The organism is Virgibacillus salexigens (genome assembly GCF_000723585.1).
Taxonomy (GTDB): domain Bacteria; phylum Bacillota; class Bacilli; order Bacillales; family Amphibacillaceae; genus Virgibacillus; species Virgibacillus salexigens.
Map to the genome: position 1 here is coordinate 407,685 of NZ_CCDP010000001.1, position 26,457 is coordinate 434,141.

The 26,457-nt window shown below is 38.1% G+C and carries 17 protein-coding genes; 13 read left to right on the plus strand and 4 right to left on the minus strand.

Annotated elements, in window-relative coordinates; all coding sequences use genetic code 11:
- Window positions 1–21 precede the first annotated feature (21 nt).
- Together BN990_RS02010 and BN990_RS02015 are read left to right on the plus strand one after the other, a co-directional pair.
- On the plus strand, window positions 22–1,278 hold the full coding sequence (locus BN990_RS02010) for a cytochrome P450 (RefSeq protein ID WP_021289976.1): 1,257 nt from the start codon (window positions 22–24) through the stop codon (window positions 1,276–1,278).
- Between the two features lie 273 nt (window positions 1,279–1,551).
- Complete coding sequence (locus tag BN990_RS02015) at window positions 1,552–2,337, plus strand: ion transporter (RefSeq protein ID WP_038241988.1); 786 nt, start codon at window positions 1,552–1,554, stop codon at window positions 2,335–2,337.
- Window positions 2,338–2,398: 61 nt separating this feature from the next.
- Here the strand turns inward: BN990_RS02015 and BN990_RS02020 are convergent, their stop codons facing one another.
- The gene (locus tag BN990_RS02020) at window positions 2,399–3,412 is read right to left on the minus strand and encodes an LLM class flavin-dependent oxidoreductase (protein ID WP_021289974.1); all 1,014 of its coding nucleotides are present in this window, start codon (window positions 3,410–3,412) and stop codon (window positions 2,399–2,401) included.
- Between the two features lie 436 nt (window positions 3,413–3,848).
- On the opposite strand from BN990_RS02020, the gene gltB reads away from it, so the two are divergent.
- The 3 genes from gltB (at window position 3,849) to rlmN (ending at window position 11,291) form a co-directional block, all read left to right on the plus strand.
- On the plus strand, window positions 3,849–8,456 hold the full coding sequence (gene gltB, locus BN990_RS02025; protein ID WP_038241991.1) for a glutamate synthase large subunit: 4,608 nt from the start codon (window positions 3,849–3,851) through the stop codon (window positions 8,454–8,456).
- Window positions 8,457–8,525: 69 nt separating this feature from the next.
- A complete protein-coding gene (locus BN990_RS02030; RefSeq protein WP_038241993.1) occupies window positions 8,526–10,013 on the plus strand; it encodes a glutamate synthase subunit beta in 1,488 nt (495 codons plus the stop codon).
- Window positions 10,014–10,223: 210 nt separating this feature from the next.
- Entirely contained in the window at window positions 10,224–11,291 is a 1,068-nt protein-coding gene (gene rlmN / locus BN990_RS02035) for a 23S rRNA (adenine(2503)-C(2))-methyltransferase RlmN (RefSeq protein WP_021289971.1), read from the plus strand.
- Between the two features lie 41 nt (window positions 11,292–11,332).
- Here rlmN and BN990_RS02040 read toward each other — a convergent pair whose 3' ends face one another.
- Complete coding sequence (locus tag BN990_RS02040) at window positions 11,333–11,722, minus strand: thiol-disulfide oxidoreductase DCC family protein (RefSeq protein WP_021289970.1); 390 nt, start codon at window positions 11,720–11,722, stop codon at window positions 11,333–11,335.
- A 125-nt stretch (window positions 11,723–11,847) separates the two neighbouring features.
- Here BN990_RS02040 and BN990_RS02045 point away from each other — a divergent pair, with 125 nt between their 5' ends.
- The 5 genes from BN990_RS02045 (at window position 11,848) to BN990_RS02065 (ending at window position 19,112) form a co-directional block, all read left to right on the plus strand.
- Window positions 11,848–13,893, plus strand: coding sequence for a catalase (locus BN990_RS02045; protein WP_021289969.1), 2,046 nt, complete (start codon window positions 11,848–11,850; stop codon window positions 13,891–13,893).
- Window positions 13,894–14,155: 262 nt separating this feature from the next.
- Window positions 14,156–16,198: a catalase gene (locus BN990_RS02050; protein ID WP_038241997.1), complete on the plus strand. Its 2,043-nt coding sequence runs from the start codon at window positions 14,156–14,158 to the stop codon at window positions 16,196–16,198.
- A gap of 426 nt (window positions 16,199–16,624) precedes the next feature.
- On the plus strand, window positions 16,625–17,800 hold the full coding sequence (locus tag BN990_RS02055) for a ParM/StbA family protein (RefSeq protein WP_021289967.1): 1,176 nt from the start codon (window positions 16,625–16,627) through the stop codon (window positions 17,798–17,800).
- Window positions 17,801–17,809: 9 nt separating this feature from the next.
- Window positions 17,810–18,355 (plus strand): hypothetical protein, encoded by a 546-nt coding sequence (locus BN990_RS02060; protein ID WP_021289966.1) that lies wholly within the window; start codon window positions 17,810–17,812, stop codon window positions 18,353–18,355.
- 130 nt (window positions 18,356–18,485) lie between these two features.
- Window positions 18,486–19,112: a DUF421 domain-containing protein gene (locus BN990_RS02065; RefSeq protein WP_021289965.1), complete on the plus strand. Its 627-nt coding sequence runs from the start codon at window positions 18,486–18,488 to the stop codon at window positions 19,110–19,112.
- 60 nt (window positions 19,113–19,172) lie between these two features.
- Here the strand turns inward: BN990_RS02065 and BN990_RS02070 are convergent, their stop codons facing one another.
- Window positions 19,173–20,753, minus strand: a complete 1,581-nt coding sequence (locus BN990_RS02070) for a BCCT family transporter (protein ID WP_038242000.1) — start codon at window positions 20,751–20,753, stop codon at window positions 19,173–19,175.
- A gap of 541 nt (window positions 20,754–21,294) precedes the next feature.
- On the opposite strand from BN990_RS02070, the gene BN990_RS02075 reads away from it, so the two are divergent.
- The 3 genes from BN990_RS02075 to BN990_RS02085 are packed head-to-tail and all read left to right on the plus strand — an operon-like array spanning window position 21,295 to window position 24,987.
- Window positions 21,295–23,532 (plus strand): ribonucleoside-diphosphate reductase subunit alpha, encoded by a 2,238-nt coding sequence (locus tag BN990_RS02075; RefSeq protein WP_021289963.1) that lies wholly within the window; start codon window positions 21,295–21,297, stop codon window positions 23,530–23,532.
- Entirely contained in the window at window positions 23,517–23,963 is a 447-nt protein-coding gene (locus tag BN990_RS02080) for a flavodoxin (RefSeq protein WP_021289962.1), read from the plus strand. Before BN990_RS02075 ends, BN990_RS02080 begins: the two co-directional genes overlap by 16 nt.
- Window positions 23,944–24,987 (plus strand): ribonucleotide-diphosphate reductase subunit beta, encoded by a 1,044-nt coding sequence (locus tag BN990_RS02085; protein WP_021289961.1) that lies wholly within the window; start codon window positions 23,944–23,946, stop codon window positions 24,985–24,987. Before BN990_RS02080 ends, BN990_RS02085 begins: the two co-directional genes overlap by 20 nt.
- A gap of 52 nt (window positions 24,988–25,039) precedes the next feature.
- Here BN990_RS02085 and BN990_RS02090 read toward each other — a convergent pair whose 3' ends face one another.
- Window positions 25,040–26,311, minus strand: coding sequence for a hypothetical protein (locus BN990_RS02090; protein WP_021289960.1), 1,272 nt, complete (start codon window positions 26,309–26,311; stop codon window positions 25,040–25,042).
- Between the last annotated feature and the right edge of the window lie 146 nt (window positions 26,312–26,457).

Genomic DNA, 26,457 nt, shown 5'->3' on the forward strand with positions numbered 1-26,457 from the left:
AAATAAAGGAGTTGTCTGACAGTGGTATTACCGAAAGAGTCGGGGTTGGATCATAGCGTCAACCTTTTAAAAGAGGGGTATTGCTTTATTCCTAATCGAATGCGTGCTTCCAACACTTCTGTTATTCAAACGAGATTGCTGGGACAAAAAGTCATTTGTATTCGTGGACAGGAAGCAGCGGAACTTTTTTATAATCAAGATTTATTTAAGCGTCAAGGAGCGGCTCCCCGCCGGATTTTAAAGAGTTTATTTGGTAAAGGTGGTGTTCAGGGATTGGATGAACAAGCACATAAACATAGGAAAGCATTATTTATGGACCTAATGACTTGTGATAGTTTAAAGAAAATAAAGCAAATTGCAGAAAAACAATGGGAGATTGCAATAAAGCGATGGGAGGCTATAGAAGAAGTAGAATTGTTTCATGAGTTAGAGAAGCTCATGTGTATTACCGCTTGTCAATGGACAGGGGTGCCGATTCGTGCAATCAATCTTCACACAAGAACGTCTGACTTATCGGCAATGATTGATGCTTTTGGTGCAGCTGGACCGAGACACTGGCGAGGACGCATCGCACGAAAACGGGCAGAAAAATGGATTACTTATATCGTTGAAGAAGTTAGGCATAGTAATATCATCATTGATTCGAATACACCGCTTTACAAGATAACGTGGCATCGTGATTTATCGGGAGAGTTGCTAGATGTGCATACAGCGGCAGTAGAAGTTCTAAATTTATTACGTCCTATTACGGCAATCGGTCGTTTTATTACGTTTTCTACTTTGGCTCTATACGAATTTCCAGAAGCAAAACAGGAAATAATGTCTGGAGACAATCGTGATCAGAATAAGGAAATGTTTGTACAAGAAGTTCGGAGATATTATCCATTTGCTCCGTTTACAGGTGCACGAGTGAATAGAGACTTTACCTGGAATCATGTTTTGTTTAAAAAGAATACGTTAGTTTTACTGGATATTTACGGAACCAATCACGATAGTACACTATGGGAAAACCCATATACGTTTAACCCTAAACGCTTTTTGAAATGGGAAGGAAATCCTTTTAACTTTATCCCACAAGGAGGTGGGGAGTATGATTTGGGGCATCGTTGTGCAGGAGAATGGATCACGATTGAATTAATGAAGTCGAGCTTACATTTTCTAACGGAGCGTATGAGTTACGAGATTCCAGAACAAGATTTAAGATATAGTTTGAAACGTATGCCAGCAATCCCAGCTAATAGATTGATCATAAATCATGTTCGAAGATGTTCGTACTAGATTATGCTCCTCTAAGTTAGCTATCGTTGGGATAGCTCTCGCTTTTGTCATCGTTACCCTAAATTGATCTTGTAAGTAAGTACCCAGCTACTTTAGAAAATATGTTATTAGACTATAATTAGCAGGCAGCAACCACTCCTATTCTCTATAAGACATATATAAATTCGCTGTAGTTGTTCACTAAAAATTAACATAATGAAGTGTTTGAATAGGTGACAAACCACGGTGAAATCAGTAAAATTACTACAGAGAGAAAAGGAGGAACACTTCCATATGCGTACGATTCGTAAAAAATGTGCAGTGCTTGCTGATCATCCTGCTTTTTATAACACAATTATTATATTAATTATTTTGAATGCCATTTTGGTAGGTTTAGAAACATATAATTACATTGCGGAAAATTATTTGAATTGGATTTTCATTGCAGATCGTATCCTGTTGTGGATATTTACGATAGAGATTGTTATCCGTTTAATAGGTAGTTCATCTGTGAAGGCTTTTTTCAAAGATCCATGGAGCGTTTTTGATTTTGTGATTGTATTAAGTGGTCACTTATTAGTTGGGTCACATTATGTAATGGTTTTAAGAATCTTACGTGTCCTTCGTGTGCTTCGAGCTATATCTATTATTCCTTCATTACGAAAAATGGTTAATGCATTATTATTAACGATCCCATCGATGGGTACCATTATGTTGTTGCTTGGCATATTCTTCTATATATACGGTGTCATTGGTACAATGCTGTATCAGTCCATAGCACCAGAATATTTCGGAACACTTCACCAATCCTTATTAACACTTTTCCAAGTTATTACGTTAGAGTCTTGGGCAAGTGGCGTGATGCGTCCAATTTTAGCAGAAGATCCATCTTCTTGGTGGTATTTTGTGACTTTTATTTTGATTGGGGCGTTTGTCATCGTCAATCTGTTTGTCGGTGTTGTAGTAAATAATGTAGAGGAAGCGAATCGCGAGGATACACCATCACCGACTGATATTAAATTAACAGAATTACAAGCGGAATTACAGGAAGTCAAAGAACTATTAAAAGAGAAAAAATAATTACATAAGCCCCCAATGTGTTAATACATTGGGGGCTTATGTTTGCTCTTATAATTAGATGTTAATCCATCAATTCAGATATGATCTCAAAGGAACGTTCTCTGTCTTCTTGATTATATATTTGGGCACTAATAATCATTTCATCCGCTTGTGTTTCCGTTAAGAAGTTCTCCAGCCCTTTTCGGACGGTTTCTTTACTTCCGATGATGGTTGTTCGTGGATCAAGTGATTGCTTAATTGCTTCAAGCTCCATTGCTGAAAAATGGGCTTCAATATCTTTGATTGGCGGTTTTAGTTTGGTAGGTTGCCCTCTCCGCATATTCAAGAATTGCTGCTGAAGGGAGGTAGCCAGATAATGTGCTTTCTCATCTGTGTCGGCAGCAATCACATTCACTCCTACCATCGCATACGGGTTTTCCATTACTTCTGAAGGCTGGAATTGTTCTCGATATAGATTTAATGCTGGAATTGTATATGCTGGTGCAAAATGACTTGCAAAGGAGAAGCTGAGCCCTTTTTGTGCAGCTAATCTTGCACTAAAGTCACTAGAACCAAGTAACCAAATTGGGATATCTAAACCTTGACCTGGAACTGATTTGACGTTTGAAACCGGATGATCCGAAAAGTAATCCTGTAATTCGTTCACTTGCATCGGAAAATCTTCTACACGCATGTTTAATGTCCGTCGTAATGCATAAGCGGTAGCTTGATCACTACCTGGTGCCCTACCTAATCCAAGATCAATGCGTCCAGGATAAAGGGATTCAAGTGTTCCGAATTGTTCGGCAATTACTAATGTTGCATGATTTGGCAACATTATTCCACCAGCACCAACTCGTATGTGATTCGTATTTTCGGCTATATGGCCAATAATAACAGATGTTGCAGAGCTTGCAATACCAGGCATATTATGATGTTCCGCTAACCAATAGCGATGGAAACCAAGTTTTTCTACATGCTTGGCGAGGTCTACACTGTTTTTGAAGGACTCTCTTGGGGTGCTTCCTTCATTTACAGGAGCCAAATCCAAGACAGAGAGGGGTATATTTTGAAATGTTCTTGAATGCTTTGCCATTTTATTCACTCCTAATCATTTCTTATGAAGAAATGATACGAGTATTTCATATAACCGTCCAATAATCAGCTCATTTATTTAAGCGTTTTCAAAAAAGGAATTAAAAGAAATTTTTCGATAAAAAATGAAATTTTTGTGAAATATTTTGTAAACTCCCCAAAAACCTTGGCATTGCATGCAGTTTAGATGAATAAAATTTTTTAAAATAGGAAAAAGACAGCGTTTTCATTTATTAAATTTTAATAATTTTGTATTAAAATAACTTATCTGAATTTTGAGGTAAAATTAGTTTTATGATATTATAATCCTACTATACCTTTTTCCGAATGCGTAGAACAGTTTGAAAACTTTTATGGGAGTATTTTAGATTGCGGTAAATTATTCGACAATTTAAAATTTAAAGGCATATTTTAATGTCAAGAAAGGGGATGTTGGGATGCCGAAGAACGGATTTCCTGAACAACAGGGTCTTTATCATCCTGATTTCGAGCATGAAGCATGTGGAATCGGGATGATAGCAAATATAAATGGCAAGAAAACCCACAATATCGTACAGAATGCGATTAATATTCTTTGTAACCTGGAACATCGCGGGGGTCAGTCAGCTGATACTAGTACAGGTGATGGTGCTGGAATACTAACCCAAATTCCAAACCGATTCTTCCAAAAACAGTGTGCGAAGGAAGGAATTCATCTCCCGGATAAAGGTGAATATGGAGTTGGAATGGTATTTCTTCCACGAAGTCATGACATACGAATGGAATGCAAAAGGATGTTCGAACGGATTATTCGCGAGGAAGGACAACAGTTACTGGGATGGAGACCAGTTCCAATAAATGAATCTTTTATTGGGAAGGTTGCAGCGAAAAGCATGCCGACGATTCGCCAGATCTTTATCAAGAAACCCGAGGATGTTAAGGATCAAAAAGCTTTTGAACGAAAGTTATATGTCATTCGTAAACGAATCGAACAAGAAGCTGCAAAATCCCCTGAATATGAGGATGTCTATATTAGTAGCTTATCCTCAAGTACAATCGTATATAAAGGGATGTTAGTTCCTGAACAACTGGACGCCTTTTATATCGATTTAAACCATCCTGATTTTAAATCTGCTCTTGCGTTAGTTCATTCTCGCTTTAGTACAAATACCTTCCCGAGTTGGAAAAGATCTCATCCAAACCGTTATACCATTCATAATGGAGAATTTAATACGTTACGAGGAAATGTGAATTGGATGCGTGCAAGAGAGCAGCTTTGTTCATCAGAATACTTTACAGATGAAGATATGGAAAAAATCCTACCTGTGATTGATTACGAAGGCAGTGATTCATCAATATTTGATAATACTTTTGAATTTCTTCACTTATCAGGTCGTTCATTGGCACATACAGCGATGATGATGGTACCAGAACCGTGGGCGAATGATGACGCGATAAAAGAAGAAAAACGTGATTTCTATGAATACCATAGTACATTAATGGAACCTTGGGATGGTCCAGCAGCACTTGTTTTTTCTGACGGTACACAAATTGGTGCTTGTCTTGACCGTAATGGGCTTCGCCCAGCCAGGTACTATGTAACAAAAAGCGGCATGATTGTGCTTGGTTCAGAAGTTGGCGCCTTAGATATATTTGCTGATGACATTTTATATAAGCGAAGACTAGAACCAGGTAGAATGCTATTAGTAGATTTGGAAAAAGGAGTAATTGTACCAGACGAAGATATTAAGATGCAGATCGCATCTGAGCAGCCATATAAAGATTGGCTGAATAATAAAGTCGATTTAGACGACATTCCAGAGGTTATGTACCGACAGCCTGTATTTGGTGAAGAAAAATTAATTACGCAGCAACTTGCCTTTGGTTATACAAGAGAGGAATTAAATAAAGTTATTAAGCCGCTTGTAACGGATGGGAAGGACCCAATTGGTTCAATGGGATATGATTCGCCATTAGCAGTACTATCAAAGAAGCCGCAATTGCTCTATAACTATTTTAAGCAGTTGTTTGCGCAAGTAACGAATCCCCCGATTGATGCAATTAGAGAGAAGATTATCACGATGGTAGAAACAACGATAGGCGCCGAAGGGAATTTAGTACAACCAACTGCAGAAAGCTGTAGACATATACGGCTAAAAACACCGGTCTTGAAAAATGGAGAGTTAGAAAAGTTACGAATCCAGCAATTAGAAGGATTTAAGGCAAGTACATTATTTATGCATTTTGATATAAATGATGGTGAAAATGCATTGGAAAAAGCATTAGATCGTCTATTTACCGAAGCAGATGCTGCGATTGACGAAGGTGCTATTATTCTTATCTTGTCTGATAGAGGCATTACCAAAGACAAAGCTGCTATACCAGCATTATTAGCTGTTTCAGGACTACACCATCATTTAATTCGGAAAGGATTGCGTACGAAAGTTAGCCTACTACTCGAATCAGGAGAACCGAGGGAAGTACATCATTTTGCAACATTGATTGGCTATGGTGCGGAAGGCATTAATCCTTATTTGGCCTACCACTCAATTGAAGATTTAGTAGAGCGCCAAGAAATTGAAGGCTTATCAGAGAAGCAAGCCATTGAAAAGTATATTAAATCGGTTACCGATGGTATTATTAAGATTTTGTCTAAAATGGGTATATCGACGATTCAGAGTTATCGTGGGGCACAAATTTTTGAAGCGATTGGCATTCAACAAAATGTAATAGATACGTATTTTACAAATACAGCATCAAGACTTGGTGGTATCGGGTTAGATTTAATAGAACAAGAAATACGTATGCGTCACCAAGCTGGATTTGTTGAAAATCGTGGAGGAAATAACACCTTGCAAGCAGGTGACGATTATCAATACCGCAAAGACGGAGAAGATCATCAGTATAATCCAAAAACAATTCACAAACTGCAACATGCTTGTCGAACAGGAAATTATGAATTGTTTAAAGAATACTCTCAGCTATTAACAGATGAAAAAGAAAACCTGCAATCCCTTCGTGGTCTACTTTCATTTAAAGACAGAAAACCTGTACCTATTGAGGAGGTAGAATCAGTAGAATCGATTTGTCATAGGTTTAAGACAGGTGCAATGTCTTTCGGATCTATTAGTAAAGAAGCACATGAATCGTTAGCAATTGCGATGAATCGGATTGGCGGTCGAAGCAATAGTGGAGAAGGCGGCGAATCAACCGACCGATTTACCAGGGATGAAAATGGCGAATTAAGAAGAAGTGCTATTAAACAGGTTGCGTCAGGTAGATTCGGTGTGAATAGTCATTATTTAGTGAATGCGGACGAAATTCAAATCAAAATTGCACAAGGAGCAAAACCTGGAGAAGGTGGGCACTTGCCAGGGAAGAAAGTATATCCATGGGTAGCTGAAGTGCGTGGTTCTACTCCAGGGGTTGAACTTATTTCTCCACCGCCACACCATGATATTTATTCGATTGAGGATTTGGCAGAATTAATCCATAACTTAAAAAATACGAATCCAAAAGCTCGTATAAGTGTCAAGCTCGTTTCTGCAGTAGGTGTTGGTACAATTGCTGCTGGCGTAGCAAAAGGGCGTGCCGACCTAGTATTAATTAGTGGGTATGATGGTGGTACAGGTGCTGCTCCTCGTACTAGTTTAAAACATACTGGATTGCCTTGGGAAATAGGTCTTGCAGAAACACATCAAACCCTATTATTAAATGGTTTAAGGGATCGAATTGTTGTAGAAACAGACGGTAAGATGATGACAGGAAGAGATGTTATTGTTGCTAGTTTACTAGGGGCAGAGGAATATGGTTTTTCTACTGCGCCACTCGTGGTACTAGGTTGTGTAATGATGCGCGTCTGTCATGTAGATACGTGTCCGGTTGGGATTGCTACGCAAAACCCAGAACTTCGAAAAAAATTCATGGGAGATCCAGATCACGTGGTTAACTTCATGAAGTTTATTGCACAAGAAGCTCGTGAATTAATGGCTGAGTTAGGGTTTAGGTCAATTAATGAAATGATAGGACGTACGGATGTATTGCAGTTTAATGAAGCCATTGATCATTGGAAGGCAAAGGGTGTTGATTTAACTGCCCTATTATATCAACCAGATGTTCCCGCTGAAGTCGGACGTTATGCAACGATTAGCCAAGACCATGGAATTGAAAAGACCCTTGATTATCAGGAGCTGATTCCAAACTGTAAACAGGCAATTGAAAAGAAGAAAGCAGTCGAATTTACAACAGCAATCCGTAATATCAACCGTGTAACAGGTGCCCTACTTGGTAGCGAAATAACAAGTCGTTATGGAGAACAAGGATTACCTGAGGATACGATTAAACTCAATTTTAATGGATCTGCCGGTCAAAGCTTTGGGGCATTTATTCCGCCTGGAATGACTCTAAGGCTGATTGGAGACGCAAATGACTTTGTTGGTAAAGGACTTTCTGGAGGGAAAATCATTGTACATCCAGATCCGATTGTTACCTTCCCTCCGGAAAAAAATACGATCATAGGGAATGTTGCATTCTATGGAGCCTCAAGGGGAGAAGCATATATCCGCGGGCTTGCAGGTGAACGTTTTGCTGTTAGGAATAGTGGTGCAACCATCGTTGTTGAAGGTGTAGGTGATCATGGCTGTGAATACATGACTGGCGGTACAGTGGTTGTACTAGGTAGTACTGGGAGAAACTTTGCTGCTGGTATGTCTGGTGGCGTTGCTTATGTATTCGATGAAGAGAATTCCTTCCGTGACAACGTTAATAAGGAATTGGTAAATGTAGAATCATTAGCAGATGAAGAAGAAATACAACGACTTTATCGAATTATTCAACAGCATGTGAACGAAACGAATAGTACGCATGCAGAACGTATCTTAACGTATTGGGATAAATATGTAAGTCAATTTGTAAAGATTATTCCAAAAGCATTTGTTGCGATAAATGAACGAATTACTACCTTAAGAGCTGGAGGTATGAGCAAGTTTGACGCTGAAATGACAGCTTTTGAAGAGAGTAAACAACCAGTGAAAGAAGAGAAAAAAGAAGTAGGTGCCTTGCAATAATTTGTTTGCCTAACGAGAGAATCAATCAAAATAATTGATTGTATTGGTGTTTGGAAAGGGAGGCCTTTGATGGGGAAACAGACAGGGTTTATGGAATACAGCAGACAAGTAAGAAGAGAACGAGAACCTTCGATTCGTACGAAGGATTGGTACGACTACACGGTGCCATTAACAGATCAAGAAGTACAAACACAAGGGGCACGTTGCATGGATTGCGGCGTACCTACTTGTCATGTGGGAATGGAAATAAATGGGGTAACCTCCGGCTGCCCGGTTTATCATCTCATCCCTGAATGGAATCAACTTGTTTATGAAGGGAAATGGAAAGAAGCGCTAGATCGGGAACATGAGCAAAATAATTTTCCAGAATTCACAGGTATTGCTTGCCCGGCTCCTTGTGAAGGGGCTTGTGTACTAGGTATCAATGAACCTCCGGTTGCAATTCGTACGGTCGAGCGTTCGATAATTGAAAAAGGGTTTGAAGAAGGATGGGTTGTTCCGAAACTACCACCGAAGCGTACAGGTAAAAAAGTGGCTGTTGTTGGATCAGGCCCAGCTGGACTTGCTGCTGCTGCACAATTGAACAAAGCTGGACATTTGGTTACGGTTTATGAACGTGAAGATCGTGTTGGAGGACTTCTCACATACGGGATTCCTGAAATGAAATTATCCTATGAAGTAGTAACACGACGAGTGGAAATTCTTGAGAAAGAAGGAATTACATTTATCACGAATACAGAGGTTGGTAAGGATATAACCGAGGAAGAATTAAAGCAAAACTTTGATGCAACTATTTTATGTGGAGGTGCTACTGTACACCGAGATATCCAAGTAGAAGGTAGTAATTTAAAAGGTATTCATCGTGCGATGGATTTTCTACACCTTAATACGAAAAGCTTATTAGATTCAGACTTGCAAGATGGAAATTATATTTCTGCTGCTGATAAAGATGTTATTGTAATTGGTGGGGGCGATACTGGAACAGATTGCTTAGCTACGTCTGTAAGGCATAATTGTAAGAGTCTGACGCAATTTGATATTTATGATAAAAAAGGATTGGTTCGTGATATGGAAACCAATCCATGGCCACAATACCCTACCATTCATCGTGTGGAATATGGACACAAAGAAGCAGCGAGTGTATTAGGCGAAGACCCTCGTGCCTATGCTGTAATGACGAAGAAATTCGTAGGTGATGAGCATGGCGATGTTAAAGAAGTGCATACAGTTAATGTAAAACTTCGTTATGATGAAGAAGGAAATAAAGTGCGTGATGAAATACCGGGAACAGAAAAGGTTTGGCCTGCTGATCTTGTGCTAATAGCGATTGGGTTTAGTGGACCGGAACAAGATCTACTGGATCAGCTGCAAGTAGAAACAACCGCAAAATCAACGGTTGCTGCTGATTATGATGATTTTAGAACCAATGTAGAAGGTGTGTTTGCAGCCGGTGATATGCGCCGAGGCCAAAGCCTGATCGTCTGGGCGATTAATGAAGGTCGTGGCGTTGCAAGAGAATGTGATCGATATCTTATGGGAGAAACGATGTTACCATAACAAGTGTAAAAGGTGTATCAATTTTCTTTTCTAAAGGATATTGGCACCTTTTTCTTTTTGAATAGCTGCATGATTAGCCAACCTGTGTTTGCAACAAGATCATAGATGCAGTAAGATAGTAAGGTGAATGAAAACTTTTTACGGTTGAACGGTAAATCAATGTCTTTGCGTTGTTAAGAAGACTAGATTTTCTAGAAATGAGGGTAGATAATGAGTAAACCATCCATTTATGGACTGACATACGAACAGCTTACAGATTGGTTGATAGAGCATGGCCAGCAGCGTTTTCGCGTGGATCAAGTTTGGAATTGGCTATATAAGAAACGTGTCAATCATTTTTCTGACATGAACAATGTGAACAAAGAAACGATCGCTTTACTCGAGGATCATTTTATATTAGGAACGTTAGAAGAGGAAATTAAACAAGAATCTAAAGATGGTACAATTAAGTATTTGTTTCGGCTAGCTGATGGCAATTTAATTGAAACGGTGTTGATGCGGTTTAATTATGGATTGTCTGTATGTGTGACCACACAAGTTGGCTGTAATATTGGTTGTACATTCTGTGCTAGTGGATTATTGAAGAAGAATCGAGACTTGTCAAGTGGTGAGATCGTAGAACAAATTATGAATGTACAAAAGCATTTGGATTCTCGTGGAGAAGATGAGAGGGTAAGTCATATTGTTGTTATGGGTATTGGTGAGCCTTTTGATAATTTTACAAACTTGATGGACTTCTTATATGTTGTAAATGATGATCGTGGGCTAAATATTGGTGCTAGACATATTACAGTTTCAACAAGTGGATTAGCTCATAAGATTTATGAATTTGCTGATACCGGTATTCAAGTAAACCTTGCTATCTCTATTCACGCTCCAAATAATGAGCTGCGTACGCAGATTATGAAGATCAATAAAGCATTTCCAATTGAAAAATTGATGAAGGCTGTAGATTATTACTTAGAGAAAACCAATCGTCGAATTACGTATGAATATATTATGCTAAGAGATGTAAATGATCATAAAGAAGAGGCTTTGCAATTAGCGAAGCTGTTATATGATCATCGGCATTTAGCCTATGTGAATTTGATTCCTTATAATTCCGTTGATGAACATAACCAATATCAGCGTAGTGAATCGACTTCTATCCAAGCTTTTTTTGAGACCTTGAAGGAACAAGGGATTAATTGTGGTGTGCGTTGGGAGAACGGTGCAGATATTGATGCAGCCTGCGGGCAGTTACGTAGTAAACAAATAAAGAAAAAGAACGTAGGTTAGAAATAAACCCGAAGTGTCACGTGACACTTCGGGTTTATTCATTATAAAAATCGTTTCCTCGTCTCAGGAGAAGGTAACGTACAGCTTTGTTTATGTCCGAACCATTTATATCGGTGATTGGCAATAATCCCATATAGGAAGTCCCGTATTGGCCTAGGAACGATAATAAATCCATATAGCAGCTTCCAAGCACCTTTTAATTCTTTACATATCTTCAGAGCTGCAGTTGATTTAAAATACGTATGATGCCCGTCAATTAGGATGAAACTATTTATATCAGTTGGCACATGATTTATTTTTAGTAGTTCCTGTCCAGCGTCTCCCTGAATGGAGGCGAAGTTAAATTGTTCTTGCTTATCGCGTTTCAAAATAAACTGAACACTTTGATCACAAAAGTTACAAACACCGTCAAATAGGATAATCTTGCTCATATTCGCTCACTCCTTATGGAATAAAGCTGTTCCTTAATTAAATTATAACATGCTGTTTCTGGTTATTCATAGTTTTGAAGGAGTTGGAAATAGTAAGTACAAATACAATGAGAGGGTGTTTGTACATGGGTGATGAAAGGAAAAACGAAAATAAAAAGCAAGAACAATTAGAACCATTTAAAGTTGATGATGCAAAGAAGCATTTGACGACGAATCAAGGTCTAAAAGTAACTAATGATGAATTGTCCTTAACTGCTGGTGAACGTGGACCGACTTTGATGGAAGATTTTCATTTCAGAGAGAAGATGACACATTTTGACCATGAGCGTATCCCCGAACGAGTTGTTCATGCTAGAGGATTTGCTGCACATGGTCACTTTGAAACGTATGAATCGATGAAGGATATTACGAAGGCAGGATTTTTACAAAAAGCAGGGCAAAAAACACCAGTATTTGTCCGTTTTTCAACGGTGGTCGGATTCCGTGGCTCTGCAGATACTGTTAGAGATGTTCGGGGATTCGCGACGAAATTCTATACAGAAGAAGGAAACTATGATCTTGTTGCAAATAATATGCCTGTATTTTTTATACAGGACGGTATTAAGTTCCCTGATGTTATTCATGCTCTAAAACCGGAACCAAACAATGAAATCCCTCAAGCTTCTTCTGCCCATGATACTTTTTGGGACTTTGTTGCGAATAATCAGGAGTCCGCACATCAGGTAATGTGGTTAATGTCCGATCGAGCTATACCACGGAGTTTTCGAATGATGCAGGGGTTTGGTATCCATACATTTCGTTTTGTAAATGATCAAGGGAAAACCCATTTTGTGAAATTTCATTGGATTCCAAAGCTAGGAGTACACTCCCTAGTATGGGATGAAGCACAAAAAATCGCCGGTAAAAATCCAGATTTTAACAGACAGGACCTATACGACGCAATTGAGAACGGGGACTTTCCAGAATATGAACTAGGAGTTCAAGTGATTGAAGAAAAAGATGAGTTTGCATTTGACTTTGACATTTTAGATCCGACGAAAATCTGGCCTGAGGAAGATGTTCCTATCCAAGTTATTGGGAAAATGACCCTTAATAAAAACGTAGATAACTTTTTTGCAGAGACGGAACAAGTCGCATTTCATCCAGGCCATGTCGTACCAGGTATTGACTTTACGAATGACCCACTTTTACAAGGAAGATTATTTTCTTATACAGATACCCAGCTGATTCGTTTGGGGGGGCCGAACTTCCACGAAATCCCTATCAATCGCCCTGTATGTCCATTTTTTAATAACCAGAGAGACGGCTACCACCGACAAACGATTAATAAGGGAAAAGTGGCTTATCACAACAATTCATTGATAGCAAATACGCCAATGCCAGCCACTGAGCAACAAGGGGGCTTTGCACATTATCAGGAAAAGGTGGAAGGCCGCGTAATACGGTCAAGAAGTGAGAGCTTCAACGATCATTTCACACAACCAAAATTATTTTGGAATAGTATGACTCCTCCTGAGCAGCAACATATTAAAGACGCGTTTAGCTTTGAAGTTGGGAAAGTGAAGGATAGGAATGTACGGCAGCAAGTAGTTGATATGTTTGCTAATATTGAACACGAACTGGCTGCATATATTGCTGAAAAAGTTGGAGTAACCGTTCCGAATAAGCATGCAGTAGATAATCAAAAATCCTCCCAAGCATTGAGTCAAACCCATTTTGCGTTTTCCCCTGCAACTAGAAAAGTTGGAGTTATACTAGCGAATGGGTTTTCCGATCAAGAGATTGTAGAAATACTTGATCAGTTAACTGCCAGTAACATTCAATATGAAATTATTAGTGATCATCAAGGCAAGGTGACAGGTGAAAATGGGACAGATTTGATGGTCAATCACACTTTTACAACAACAAACGCTGTTCTTTATGATGCTATTTATGCTGGCGGTGGGAAAGAAACCAATCAGGCATTTGATCGTTCCACAACGGAATATTTAGAGGAAGCTTTTCGTCACTATAAGGCCTTAGGGGCTACACAAGAAGGAAAGGAATGGCTGAAGGCAAGTAATATCCAAGTTGGAGCAGGAGTAATTGAGGAAAAAGGCGCAAAACAATTTGCAGCACGTTTTATAGAGGCTGTTGCTGCCCATCGTCATTGGGATCGAGTCATTAATTGAGACGAAGACAAAAGCAGCTTATACCTAGCATAATCCGAACGATTTCAGTCGAATCTGTTCGGATTTTTTGTTTACTAAAAACATGTTCTATCACCCCCCTGTATGTTTAATGCATGCTTTTGGGTTACCTATTTCGGTGTGTCCAAGCCCCTTGTTTGTTTAATCATTCATTACCCAGGGAACAGTTTTAGGAAAGTTATCCATGCGGTCAAAGCCTAAGGCGTGTTATCTATAATTACTTCGATAAGGAGGAGCGATATTTATGTCTAAAAAGCATAATGAAAATCGTAAACAAGAACAATTAGATAAGTTCCGCGTAGATGATAGTGGCAAAGAAATGTCTACCAATCAGGGTCTTAAGGTATCGGAAGATGAGTTTTCTTTAAAAGCAGGTGAGCGTGGTCCGACGTTAATGGAAGACTTTCAATTTCGAGAGAAAATGACGCATTTTGATCACGAACGCATCCCAGAAAGGATTGTGCATGCTCGTGGTTACGCTGCTCATGGAGAGTTTGAATTATATGAATCAATGAAGCCCTATACAAAAGCTGATTTTTTACAGGAACCAGGAAGGAAAACCCCTGTATTTGTCCGCTTTTCAACAGTAGCTGGTTCAAAAGGATCTGGAGAGCTTGCTCGTGATGTGAGGGGATTTGCCACGAAATTTTATACGGAAGAAGGGAATTATGACCTCGTAGGAAATAATATTCCTGTATTCTTTATTCAAGATGCAATGAAATTCCCAGATTTAATACATGCTGTTAAACCGGAACCACATAATGGGATTCCACAGGCAGCCTCCGCACATGATACTTTTTGGGATTTTGTTGCTAATAATCAAGAGACGGCTCATATGGTCATGTGGCAGATGTCTGATCGTGCAATACCACGTAGCTTTCGAATGATGGAGGGCTTTGGTGTTCATACGTTCCGATTTGTAAATGAAGAAGGAAAGGCTCATTTTGTGAAGTTTCATTGGAAGCCAAAACTGGGAGTTCATTCTACCGTATGGGATGAGGCACAAAAAATAAATGGTAAGAATCCTGATTTTCATCGTGCTGATTTATATGAATCGATAGAGAATGGCGATTATCCAGAATTCGAGTTTGGTGTCCAATTAATTGCAGAGGAAGATGCACATACATTTGATTTTGATGTATTAGATCCTACAAAAATTTGGCCAGAAGAGGATGTACCAGTTAAAATTATTGGTAAAATGACCTTAAATCGTAATGTTGATAATGTTTTTGCAGAAACAGAGCAAGTAGCATTTCACCCTGGTCATGTGGTACCAGGAATTGATTTTACGAATGATCCATTATTGCAAGGGCGTTTGTTCTCTTATACAGATACCCAGTTAATTCGCTTGGGTGGGCCTAATTTTCATGAATTACCAATTAATCGCCCTGTTTGTCCGTTTCACAATAATCAGCGAGACGGATATAGTCGACACACATTAAATACGGGTCAGGTTAGCTACCATAACAATTCTCTAGCAAATAACACACCTAAGCCTGTAGCTCCAGCTAATGGAGGATACCAGCACTATCAAGAGAAGGTAGAGGGTAGAAAAGTACAAGCAAGAAGTGAAAGCTTCAAAGACCATTTTACTCAGGCAACGCTTTTTTGGAATAGCATGAGTGATATTGAGAAGCAGCATATTAAAGACGCGTTTAGTTTTGAATTAGGTAAAGTAGAAAGTGAAGCGGTCAGACAGCAGGTTGTAGATATGTTTGCAAATGTTAATCTGAAAATGGCGCAGGAAGTTGCAGAGAACATTGGTGTAGCACCACCACAATCGGGCGGTTCAGATGTTACTAAGTCTTCTCCTGCTCTTAGTCAGGAAAATACAATAAAAAAAGCAAAGACAAGAACAGTTGCGATATTAGTAGATGAGAAGTTTCATAGTGAGGATGTGATGTTGGCTGTGAGGGGACTTCAAGATAAAGGGATACATTTAGAATTTGTCGGAAAAAAACGTGGTGAAATTACTAGTAATAGTGGAAATTCGATTAATGCTGATCATAGCTTCTTAACTGTCGATTCTGTTTTATATGACGCAGTTTATGTCGTTGGTGGGGAAGATCAAGACCTTGACTTTCAACAAAAAGCGATGGATTTTGTAAAAGAAGCTTGTGCTCATTACAAGCCAATTGGGGCTACAAATCAAGGGATGAGATTAATTGAAAATAGTGCAATTGCAAATAAGCCAGGAGTTATTCTAGAAGCAGCGATTAATAGATTCATAGGCCGTTTTTCACAAGCAGTTGCTGCACATCGATTCTGGGATAGGGAAGTCAGTTAATCTACTAAAGATAACTTGAAGCGAAGGGAAACTCTCCCTTCGTTTTTTTGGAGGGTCTATTCTCTCACTCCTATCATCTGCTGGATCTCAAAGTTGATTCAGTAATTTTTTTAAGTATATTGGTAATCTACTCATACATAGTTACATTAATCAAGGGGGGATTGTTAACTATCTTGACACTATTAATTAACAAATTATTACATTTTAAGTCTTGTTTACTATTTTGTTTACATGTAAACAAAATAGTAAACAAGTGTATTCAAAAAAGTAAACATGTATACAAATATGTGTGAATACTATTATATTAACGTGTTCGAAAATGTATGCATGTTTACAAATAAGAATACGAAAAAAGTAGGATTGCGTATTTAATAGGAAAAACGTATCCTTAAGTAGAAAGGATTATTTATGAGAGGAGTTTTTGAAATGACAAAAACTAGAATTGCTGCAGTAGATGTTGGTAATGATGCATTGAAAGCAAATTTCGGTAAAATGGAAAATGAGCTTTATATACCTAATGTAGTAGCACAAGATTTCGAGGATCGTCCTGTGATTGGAATTGAAGAACTAGATAAAAAAGAGGTATTAGATAATATTCATATTCGCGTACACTCTCCTGCGTTAGAAGAAAATAATGTAATCTATCGTGTTGGAAATCTAGCAACAAAAACAACAAATTCTACCGAATTGGATCCAGGCAGCAGTAAAGCAGAAGAAGATCAAACGTTAATCATGCTTTTTGCTTCTCTGGCACTAGATGCCGTGGAAAATGGAGCGTTTACAGAAAAAAATAAAGTCATTGACGCAAATTACACACTTGGCACAGGATTACCGCTTCGTGAAGTGAAAGAAGGAAAAGATGTGGGCTATCGCTCGCAGTTGCTAGGATCTGTCCATCAGGTCGAGTTTCTTGTAACACCTAATCACCAAGGCAAAAAAATAAATATTAAATTTGATGAAGTCAAAGTTTATCCAGAGGGATTCGCAGCCTATGTGAACCTAATTATGGATAATGACTTAAAAGTCATTAATAAAGACTTAATTGATAAACAAATACTTATTCAAGACATTGGCGGATTATCTACAGATATTGCTGTAATCCGTAACCGTAATGTTGACGACGATAAAGCTCAAGGGTTTAATCTAGGTGTATCGGAATCTTTGGAACAAATTAGAGAAGAAATAAGGACAAAACACGGTGTTGAATTAGACAGTCGTCGGGATGTAGTTGATATCATTACGAGAAAAAATGATCGTCACCATATAATGGTAAAAGGAAGTCGGACAAGTGTTCATGATATCACAGACCATATCCTGCTTGAGTTAGCAAAGAAAGAGTATCGTTTCTTACGTAATGTTTGGGCAAAGAATTCACAATCGGAAATCTGCTATTTTGTAGGCGGTGGTTCAGCAGTATTAAAAGACTATATAAAGGCACTTAATAACAAACTTGATGGATTTAACATCGATTTCTTCGAAGATGAACAGGAAAGTATTTGGATGATGGCAAATGCATATTACAAGCTAATTTCGGAATTTGTTTCTAAACAGACAAAGAGTGAAAAGGCGGAAAAGGAAGAAGTAAAAGCGAAGGCAAAATAAGGTGATATCATGGCCAAAAACACAATTGAACGCGGGCAATCAATCACATTTCGTGTCCCTTCGGATACACCTGATTACCTGTTAAAACAGATGCAACGGTTGAAGGAAACAGAAAGAAGGAATTTCTCCAGTCAGATTGCTCAATTTGTATTAAAAGGCTTAAGTGAAAGTTTTGCAAAAGAACGTGAAACCATAACGGTTCCTCTTCCTAAACGATTAACAAAAGAACAAAAAAGTTGGTTAAAGCATGAGCACTCTGAAGCATTAATTGGTTCGATTTTGTACCATTTGCTGAGTGATCCAATGCGGGCTACGACTTTACTGGCTTCCCTAAATAGTAATAGTACAAATATTGATGAAGCATTGTACTTACAAGAGGCTGTCTCCGTTACAGAAGATTCTCAGGAAGAATTGGAGACTCCAATCGCAAACCACGAGATAGATTTAGAAAATCTAAGTATGGATGCACTTGAGACTCATGATGAGCCAGTGGAAGTAGAGGAAGAGGAGGAAGAAGACCCATTAAAGGATTTCTTTTCAAGTATGAATAAATAAGATATTCGCTGAAATAGAGCTGTTCATTTGTTGAGCAGCTCTATTTTTAATGGGGAATAACAAATATATACAGAAAGAATAAATTTGTAGCTCTTAGTTAAACTAAGTGCAGGAATAAGGAGGGAAAGAGATGGAAATTGCATGGATTTGGAAATCAGTATTAATTGTTCTAGGAGGTACACTTCTTTTACGTATCGCAGGAAGAAAGTCAATATCGCAAATGACATTAACCCAAACAGTGATTATGGTAGGAATTGGTTCATTACTTATTCAGCCGTTAGCAGGAAAGAATATTTGGGTCACTTTAGGAGTCGGTGCGATTCTAGTTGTTACGTTAATCATCATGGAGTTTTTACAGATAAAATCGGATTTCTTTGAGAATATTGTAACTGGGAAATCAAAAATTCTAATACATAATGGGGTTATTCAAGAACAGGAAATTAAAAAATTAAGATTGACCGTCGATCAATTAGAAATGAACTTAAGACAAAAAAATGTAAGTAACATTAATGATATTGAATGGGCGACATTAGAGCCGAATGGACAAGTTGGGTTTATATTAAAACAAGAAGCACAACCAGTAACGAAACGTGAGTTCCAGCAATTACAAACAGAAATAGATAATTTAAGACAATTGCTTGTATCAGCAGAACATATCACGTATAGTAATCAGCCACCAGAGCAGAATAAATTATTTAAGGAAGTAGAGAATCGAAAGCATGGGCAAGGAAATCAGCCGCCAAAGCAATTAGACTAATAAAAGCACGCTTTATCTAGAGCGTGCTTTCCTATGGTCAATTTTAATGATGAAGTCATGTTATTCATTATCATCAGAGCGGTCGGTTTTCGTAAGGTGAATCGTTTCTCCACGGTATTGTTTTGATGATCTTATATCTTGGTTAGCTGCTCTAATAAATGACCATCCAAGTAATGCCATGATAAAGATTACTGGGAATGCGGCAACAATGCTAGCTGTTTGTAATGTCTGCAGATCCCCTACAAACATCAATACTAATGGCAATAAGCATAGCGTGAATGCCCAGAATAATCGATTCCAGCGTAGCGGTTCAGACTGGATTTTCTTTTGAACGACCGCTGCTAAAATAAACGAAGAAGAGTCGAATGTTGTTGCCAAGAAAATTATCGCCAGAATGGTGAACAAGCCGATCATGATATTTGCCATGGGTAACTGCTCTAAAATGGCTATAATAGCTGCTGGAGCACCATTATCACTCATGAATCCTAATACGTCGAATTGTCCAGTAAGTTGTAAATAAAGACCAAAGTTACCTAATATACCAAAAAACAAGATAGAACCGAATGTTCCGTATATCATTGTTCCCAGTATCATTTCCCTGATTGTTCTTCCTCTTGAAATACGGGCTACAAACAAACCAACAAAGGGAGCGTAAACAACCCACCAAGCCCAATAAAACACGGTCCATGTCTCTGGAAATTTTGTTTCTTCAAATCCTGATAAATTTGCAAGAGGTTCAAGCCAAGTCGCCATTCGAAAGAAATTATCTGCTACCTGACCGATACTGGTGAAAGTAGTTTCCATGATAAACAATGTAGGGCCAAATATGAATATAAAGATAAGCACAAAGATAGCTAGCCACAGGTTAACGTCACTTAGTACTTTAATTCCTTTTGCTAATCCTGAATACGCACTTATAGCAAATATCAATGTACAAATCAGCATGACAACAGCTTTTAGCCCTAGTGTAACTGGAATGCCTGTAAGATTATTTATTCCTTCTGCGATCATCGGAGTTCCTAAAGCGAGAGTGGTACCGGCCCCACCTAATAAGCCAAAAATAAACAGCACATCAATAATGACTCCTAGTGGAGTGTCCACCCAACGGCCAAGCACAGGTCTTACTGCTTCACTAATTTTTAGTACAGAGGTTCTTCGAACATAATAGAAATAGGCAATAGGTAAAGCAGGTAATGTATATATGGCCCAAGCAATTGGCCCCCAATGAAATATACCGTAGGAGGAAGCCCATGGTATTGCAGCATCAGATTCTGGTGTAATACCAAAAGGAGGACCTTGGTAATAAAATGCCCATTCAATCATTCCCCAGTAAAGAATACTTGAACCAATACCCGCAGCAAATAGCATTGCTGCCCATGAAAACGTTCCAAATTCTTTATCATCGGTTTTACTTCCTAGTTTAATATTTCCAAATTTACTAAATGCGACAAAAATCAAGAAAATAAATGAGATGATACCAAGTGCTAAATAAAGAAAACCAAAGTTACTTGTCATAAAGTCGTTGGCTGCATTAATAACTGTTGCGCCAGTTTCAGGATAGATAATAAGGGGGATACAAACGAGCAGTAGAAGAATTAAGGAGCTGACAAATGTTCGCCAATCAATTAAATGTGACTTCAATAGAATAACCTTCCTTTCACCTACATGTAGTGGTGTATTTAATTAATATCCCTCATGGATAATCGTAAATCCACTATTTTTAAAGTACACAAATAGGGCTAGGTTCATACATAATAATTTGATAAAATGGAGTCTATCGAATCTAATTAATTCTACTAAATTTTTTTGATTGCTTCCTCCATTGTTATATCTCTATTTCCAATCATTTTCAAATGGTAAGCAAGCTATTTTTATTAAAAATTAATTGCATTACATGATGTTATATGCTAAGCTTTTAACACAATATATCGTAAATAAAAAACAACATAAATACTATATATAGTGTTTTGTGACAATTACACAACCGATTTCTTATTAGAAAATTTAGATTGTTGAGAGCCCGTTTGGTATCAAGAATTGACCACATCAAAAGAAGCGGTTTTTTTATTTTTGTTTATGGGATGATTTTAGTAGAATCATTTAGTAGGGGAAAATCGGATTCCATGTTTCCTTCAATAATGATAGGCATAAATGTTTTAAGTATATAAAGGGAGGACTATTGATGATCATTGAGATGACATCTACAAAAGACAAGCTTCTAGAACTAATTGATAAGGCTGCGAACGGTCTGAATATCCACACAGACGCGTACAAGCAAAAGGCATTTAAAACCATCCAAGAAGATACACCGATTGAAAAAGCGATTGATATACTCACCAAGAATGCGTTAGAAAACATTGATGAATCAGCACCTGACTGGACGTTTTTAGCTAGTCGTATTTATTTACAAGAGCTATATCGTCAAGCTAGTGTAAACCGGAATTATTATGGTGAAGAACAATATTACGGTGATTTCTATACATTAATTCAATTACTAACGGAGGAAAAGATATATAAAGAAACCCTTCTGCAAAAGTATTCGAAAGCGGAAATTGATTATTTTGCGAAACAAATAGATACATCGAGAGATTTATCATTTACATACCTTGGTCTATACACGCTAGCGACAAGGTACCTAGCTACAGACCATGATAAAAAAGTCTTTGAATTACCACAGGAACGTTGGATGGTTATTGCAATGACATTAATGCAACACGAAGATAAGTCACGACGCTCTGAGCATGTTCTAGAGGCATATTGGGCATTGAGTAATCTCTATATGACTGTTGCTACCCCAACACTTGCAAATGCGGGGAAAACGCATGGACAGCTTTCTAGTTGCTTTATTGATACTGTAGATGACAGTTTACAATCGATCTATGATAGTAATACAGATATCGCCAAGCTATCGAAAAACGGCGGTGGTATTGGTGTTTATATGGGCAAAATTCGTAGCCGAGGTAGCTCAATAAAAGGATTTAAGGGCATGTCTAGTGGTGTTGTTCCTTGGATTAAACAGCTGAATAATACAGCAGTAAACGTTGATCAACTTGGAACAAGAAAAGGAGCAATTGCTGTTTATTTAGATGTTTGGCATCGTGATATTGAATCGTTCTTAGACCTGAAATTGAATAATGGTGATGAACGAATGCGGGCACATGATATTTTTACAGGGGTTACGTTACCTGATCTATTCATGGAACAAGTAGAAAAACGCGGAGACTGGTATCTTTTTGATCCACATGAAGTACGCCAAGTAATGGGTTATTCCTTAGAGGACTTTTATGACGAGACCAAGGGCAATGGCACATGGCGTACGAAATACGAGGAATGTGTACAGTCTGATCTCCTTACAAAAACAAAGATCCCTGCTATTGATATAATGAAACGAATTATGAAATCACAGCTAGAATCAGGAACTCCATTCATGTTTTATCGTGATGAAGTCAATCGCCAAAATAGCAATAGTCATAATGGAATGATATATTGTTCCAACCTATGTACAGAAATCACACAGAATCAATCACCATCTGAATTCATTGAAGAGTTCCTAGAAAACGAAAACATGATTGTTAAGAAATATCAGTCCGGTGATTATGTTGTTTGTAACCTAAGTTCAATTAATCTTGGAAAAGCAGTGCCTGATGAAATCCTTGAACGTTTGATTAAGATACAAGTACGGATGTTAGACAATGTGATTGATATTAATAATTTACCAATCATGCAGGCTCAACTAACCAATAAAAAATATCGTGCAATTGGTCTTGGGACATTTGGGTGGCATCATTTATTAGCTAGAAAGAATGTCAAATGGGAAACAGAGGAAGCTGTTAAGTTTGCCGATGAACTGTATGAGAAAATTGCATACCTAACGATTAAGTCAAGTATGGAATTAAGTAAAGAAAAAGGCAGCTATCCAGCTTATGAAGGTAGTAAATGGAGTACAGGCGACTATTTCGACCTTAAAGGCTATCATCAAGGCGAGTGGCAAACCTTAAAAGAAGATGTGAAAGAACATGGAATGCGTAATGGTTACCTTATGGCCGTAGCACCAAATTCAACAACGGCAATGATTGCTGGATCAACAGCAAGTATCGACCCGATTTTCAAACCTTTCTATAATGAAGAAAAGAAAGACTTTAAAATACCAGTGACTGCACCAGATTTAACCTACAAAACGTATGATGTCTACCGTCGCTCTGCCTATATTGTAGATCAGCGCTGGTCTGTAAGACAAAACGCGGCTAGACAAAAGCATGTTGATCAAAGTTTATCGTTTAACTTCTATGTTCCAAATACAATTCGAGCATCTGTTTTATTAGACCTACATTTACAAGCATGGAAGGAAGGCTTGAAAACAACGTATTATGTTCGTTCTACTTCTAATGAGGTGGAAGAATGTGAATGGTGTCAAAGTTGAGGGCATTAGTTGCTTATCTAACTTATAGTGGCAACACGCAAGAGGTAGCAAGGCTCATTGAAGGTCAATTACGATATAGAGGGATTGAAACTGGGATGCACCGCATAGGGATTGACCCTCCAGTAAATCCCTCTAACTATGATATCGTATTTATAGGCTTGTTTACTTGGGAAAAGGGGAGCACCCCCGATGAGGTAAAAGAATTTGTTCTGGAAATAGGATACAAGCCAGATAATGTGGCAGTATTTGGAACTGGTGATACACAATTTGGTGGAGATGATCTGTTCTGTAAAGCAGTTGATAAGCTCGCTAAATTTTATGAAAGTAACTGGAGTGGACTGAAAATAGAACAGTCCCCAAGAGGTAGTCAAGAACAGAAAGTGAAAGACTGGCTGGAAGGAGTACTGCAACATGTCGAAAGTTATGCTTGAAAAAGCAAAAACATTAGAGCCATTAAATCCGAATAAGTCCACTGGGGTATTTGGAGGAAAGTCAAGTGGTATATTAAATTGGAATGATATTGCTTATCCACATTGGTACAAAATGTATAAGCGACTTGTCGGTAATTATTGGCAAGCAGATGAAGTAAATATGCAAAGTGACATAAAACAATTCCCTTCTCTAACGGAAGAGGAACAGGATGCTTATTTAAAAATAATTGGTCTATTGTCCACACTAGATGCACCGCAAACCCGTACGGCACTGTTACTATCGTTATATGCCACGGATCCATCGGTTCAATCCATTATGGCAGTCATTGCTCAACAGGAAGCTGTCCATAATGAAAGTTATTCATATGTATTGTCATCTGTTGTATCGTTAGATGAACAAAATAAGTCTTTCCAATTAGGCAGAACAGATCCAATTTTGCTTAAGCGGAATGAAAATATAACCAAGCAATATAATGCATTTGTTGACGATCCGTCTATAGAGAATATTTTAAAAACAATGGTTTACACCTCCTTATTAGAAGGGATGTTCTTCTATTCTGGATTTGCCTTCTTCTATAATTTAGCTCGTCATAACAAGATGGTTGGAACCTCCACGATGATAAGCTATATTAACCGTGATGAACTGGAGCATGGACGATTTATCTCGGAATTGTTCCGAGCCACATTAGCAGAGAATCCAGAGTATAATACAGAAGAATTCACAAAATGGATATATGACCATTTTGAAGAGTCGGTAGAATTGGAGATAGAATGGTCTAATTATGTACTTGGGAATGTAGAAGGAATAGATTTAGATGAAATGGCAGGGTATATTAAATATCGGGCGAATAAGATGTTACGAATGATGGGATTGCATGATATCTATCCAGAACATTTGGATAACCCATTGAAATGGATACGTGCCTATGTGGATAACTTCGATGGTACAAAAACGGACTTTTTTGAGCAGAAATCCCGCCAATATACAAAAACAAGTGACTTGAACGGATTTGATGATTTATAAAAAGGAATCGGCCGCAGCCGATTTCTTTTTATTTATGCACGTGGCCTTAGGGTTATTCATCTAAATTGACTACTTCACCAGTAACTGCGTCCACACCATTAGCGCATTCAATTTTTCCACATAATATGTAGCTTTTTTGATGCGGTTGATATACATAGACTGGTGTGATTTCCAGGTGGTTATGAAGCTTCTCAAACGCTTCTTTTTTCGTAATCACAGGTGTATCTGCAACTTTAAAGTCTTGAAAAATCTCCATTAGTATACGGTTATCCGTATAATTTAATGGTTCTAAAGTGGAAGCATCAAGTATCATTGTAAGCTTTGGTTCAATGATACGGTGACCGGGTTCGACAGGACGTAGTTCAGCAAAAAGATAGGTATGTTCACGGTAAATCGTTGCTAATCTCCATTTACCACTATCCTCTGAAAATTCCTGTTGAAGCAGTCGCTGTACAGCCTCGCGTGCCTTTGTTTTCTTAGCACTTGATAAGGTAGATATCTCTGTATCGGCAAGATTTGTTAATGCTTGTTCTTCCGTTACTTCTGTAGATAAATCAATTTCTTTTAGTGGGATACTTTGATTGGTAGTGCCTTCCCATGTAATGATTTGGTCTATATGGTACTGGAAGGAAGATGCTTCCACCGATTCATATGCTAATGCTGTCTTTCCATTATTCGTAAGGAAAAAAGTAGTTGTACCATAGATGGATTTCCATTCTTGTGCTGATTCTACTGGAATTTCAAACAGTTTACATTGGTTGCTTGCAATTGGTTCAACAATACTAGGTGTTAAAGCAAATGGTTCCCAATGAATCTGATGTTCAGATGGAAACGAACCATTAATAGAGAATAAAACGAGTTGGCCCTCTTGATTGAATTCAACCTGAATAACCCCTCCTGGATAAACTGGAATATTGTCTACAGCTGCTCGAAACTGCATTTCTCTTTCTGATTCAGATATAAGTTGGAATTGTCTGCCAAACTCCAAATCCGTCATTTCTTCAATCCATTCAATTGTGGCTTCGCTGTTCGATGCTATGTTTGCTAACGATTCTGACGTGGAGTAGGAAGTACCTTCAACGAAGATAATCGTTTGGATCTTTCCAGTATGGATATCCACATCAACAACAGCAGTCCCCGGTGGATTTAATTCGTCTTCTTGGTGATCTGTATGGTCATTTGGAAACCATTCCATTGTTAATTCATATTGTATTTCACCTATAGCATTTTTTTGTTTCGTGAAATAATGATGCTTCAAGTAATAAGTATGAAGCCCAAGCCGCTCGGCTGTATGACTAATAAGTTGTTGTATACTTTCATGCATGGATAGAACCTCACTTTTGCCTAATTTCCTTCAGTATATCATCTGTTATCGAAAGTTTTCATTTATAATAGATAAAAACATAGGAAATGCTCAAATTATCTCCTTTACATTAACGCAACGTAAACGTTTATTGTTAAAGGCAGAGG

Excerpts from the sequence above, each read along its gene's own strand:
- BN990_RS02015 (WP_038241988.1), top strand. The coding sequence starts at position 1,552 with ATGCGTACGATTCGTAAAAAATGTGCAGTGCTTGCTGATCATCCTGCT.
- BN990_RS02020 (WP_021289974.1), bottom strand. The coding sequence starts at position 3,412 with ATGGCAAAGCATTCAAGAACATTTCAAAATATACCCCTCTCTGTCTTG.
- gltB (WP_038241991.1), top strand. The coding sequence starts at position 3,849 with ATGCCGAAGAACGGATTTCCTGAACAACAGGGTCTTTATCATCCTGAT.
- BN990_RS02030 (WP_038241993.1), top strand. The coding sequence starts at position 8,526 with ATGGGGAAACAGACAGGGTTTATGGAATACAGCAGACAAGTAAGAAGA.
- rlmN (WP_021289971.1), top strand. The coding sequence starts at position 10,224 with ATGAGTAAACCATCCATTTATGGACTGACATACGAACAGCTTACAGAT.
- BN990_RS02040 (WP_021289970.1), bottom strand. The coding sequence starts at position 11,722 with ATGAGCAAGATTATCCTATTTGACGGTGTTTGTAACTTTTGTGATCAA.
- BN990_RS02045 (WP_021289969.1), top strand. The coding sequence starts at position 11,848 with ATGGGTGATGAAAGGAAAAACGAAAATAAAAAGCAAGAACAATTAGAA.
- BN990_RS02050 (WP_038241997.1), top strand. The coding sequence starts at position 14,156 with ATGTCTAAAAAGCATAATGAAAATCGTAAACAAGAACAATTAGATAAG.
- BN990_RS02055 (WP_021289967.1), top strand. The coding sequence starts at position 16,625 with ATGACAAAAACTAGAATTGCTGCAGTAGATGTTGGTAATGATGCATTG.
- BN990_RS02060 (WP_021289966.1), top strand. The coding sequence starts at position 17,810 with ATGGCCAAAAACACAATTGAACGCGGGCAATCAATCACATTTCGTGTC.
- BN990_RS02065 (WP_021289965.1), top strand. The coding sequence starts at position 18,486 with ATGGAAATTGCATGGATTTGGAAATCAGTATTAATTGTTCTAGGAGGT.
- BN990_RS02075 (WP_021289963.1), top strand. The coding sequence starts at position 21,295 with ATGATCATTGAGATGACATCTACAAAAGACAAGCTTCTAGAACTAATT.
- BN990_RS02080 (WP_021289962.1), top strand. The coding sequence starts at position 23,517 with ATGGTGTCAAAGTTGAGGGCATTAGTTGCTTATCTAACTTATAGTGGC.
- BN990_RS02085 (WP_021289961.1), top strand. The coding sequence starts at position 23,944 with ATGTCGAAAGTTATGCTTGAAAAAGCAAAAACATTAGAGCCATTAAAT.
- BN990_RS02090 (WP_021289960.1), bottom strand. The coding sequence starts at position 26,311 with ATGCATGAAAGTATACAACAACTTATTAGTCATACAGCCGAGCGGCTT.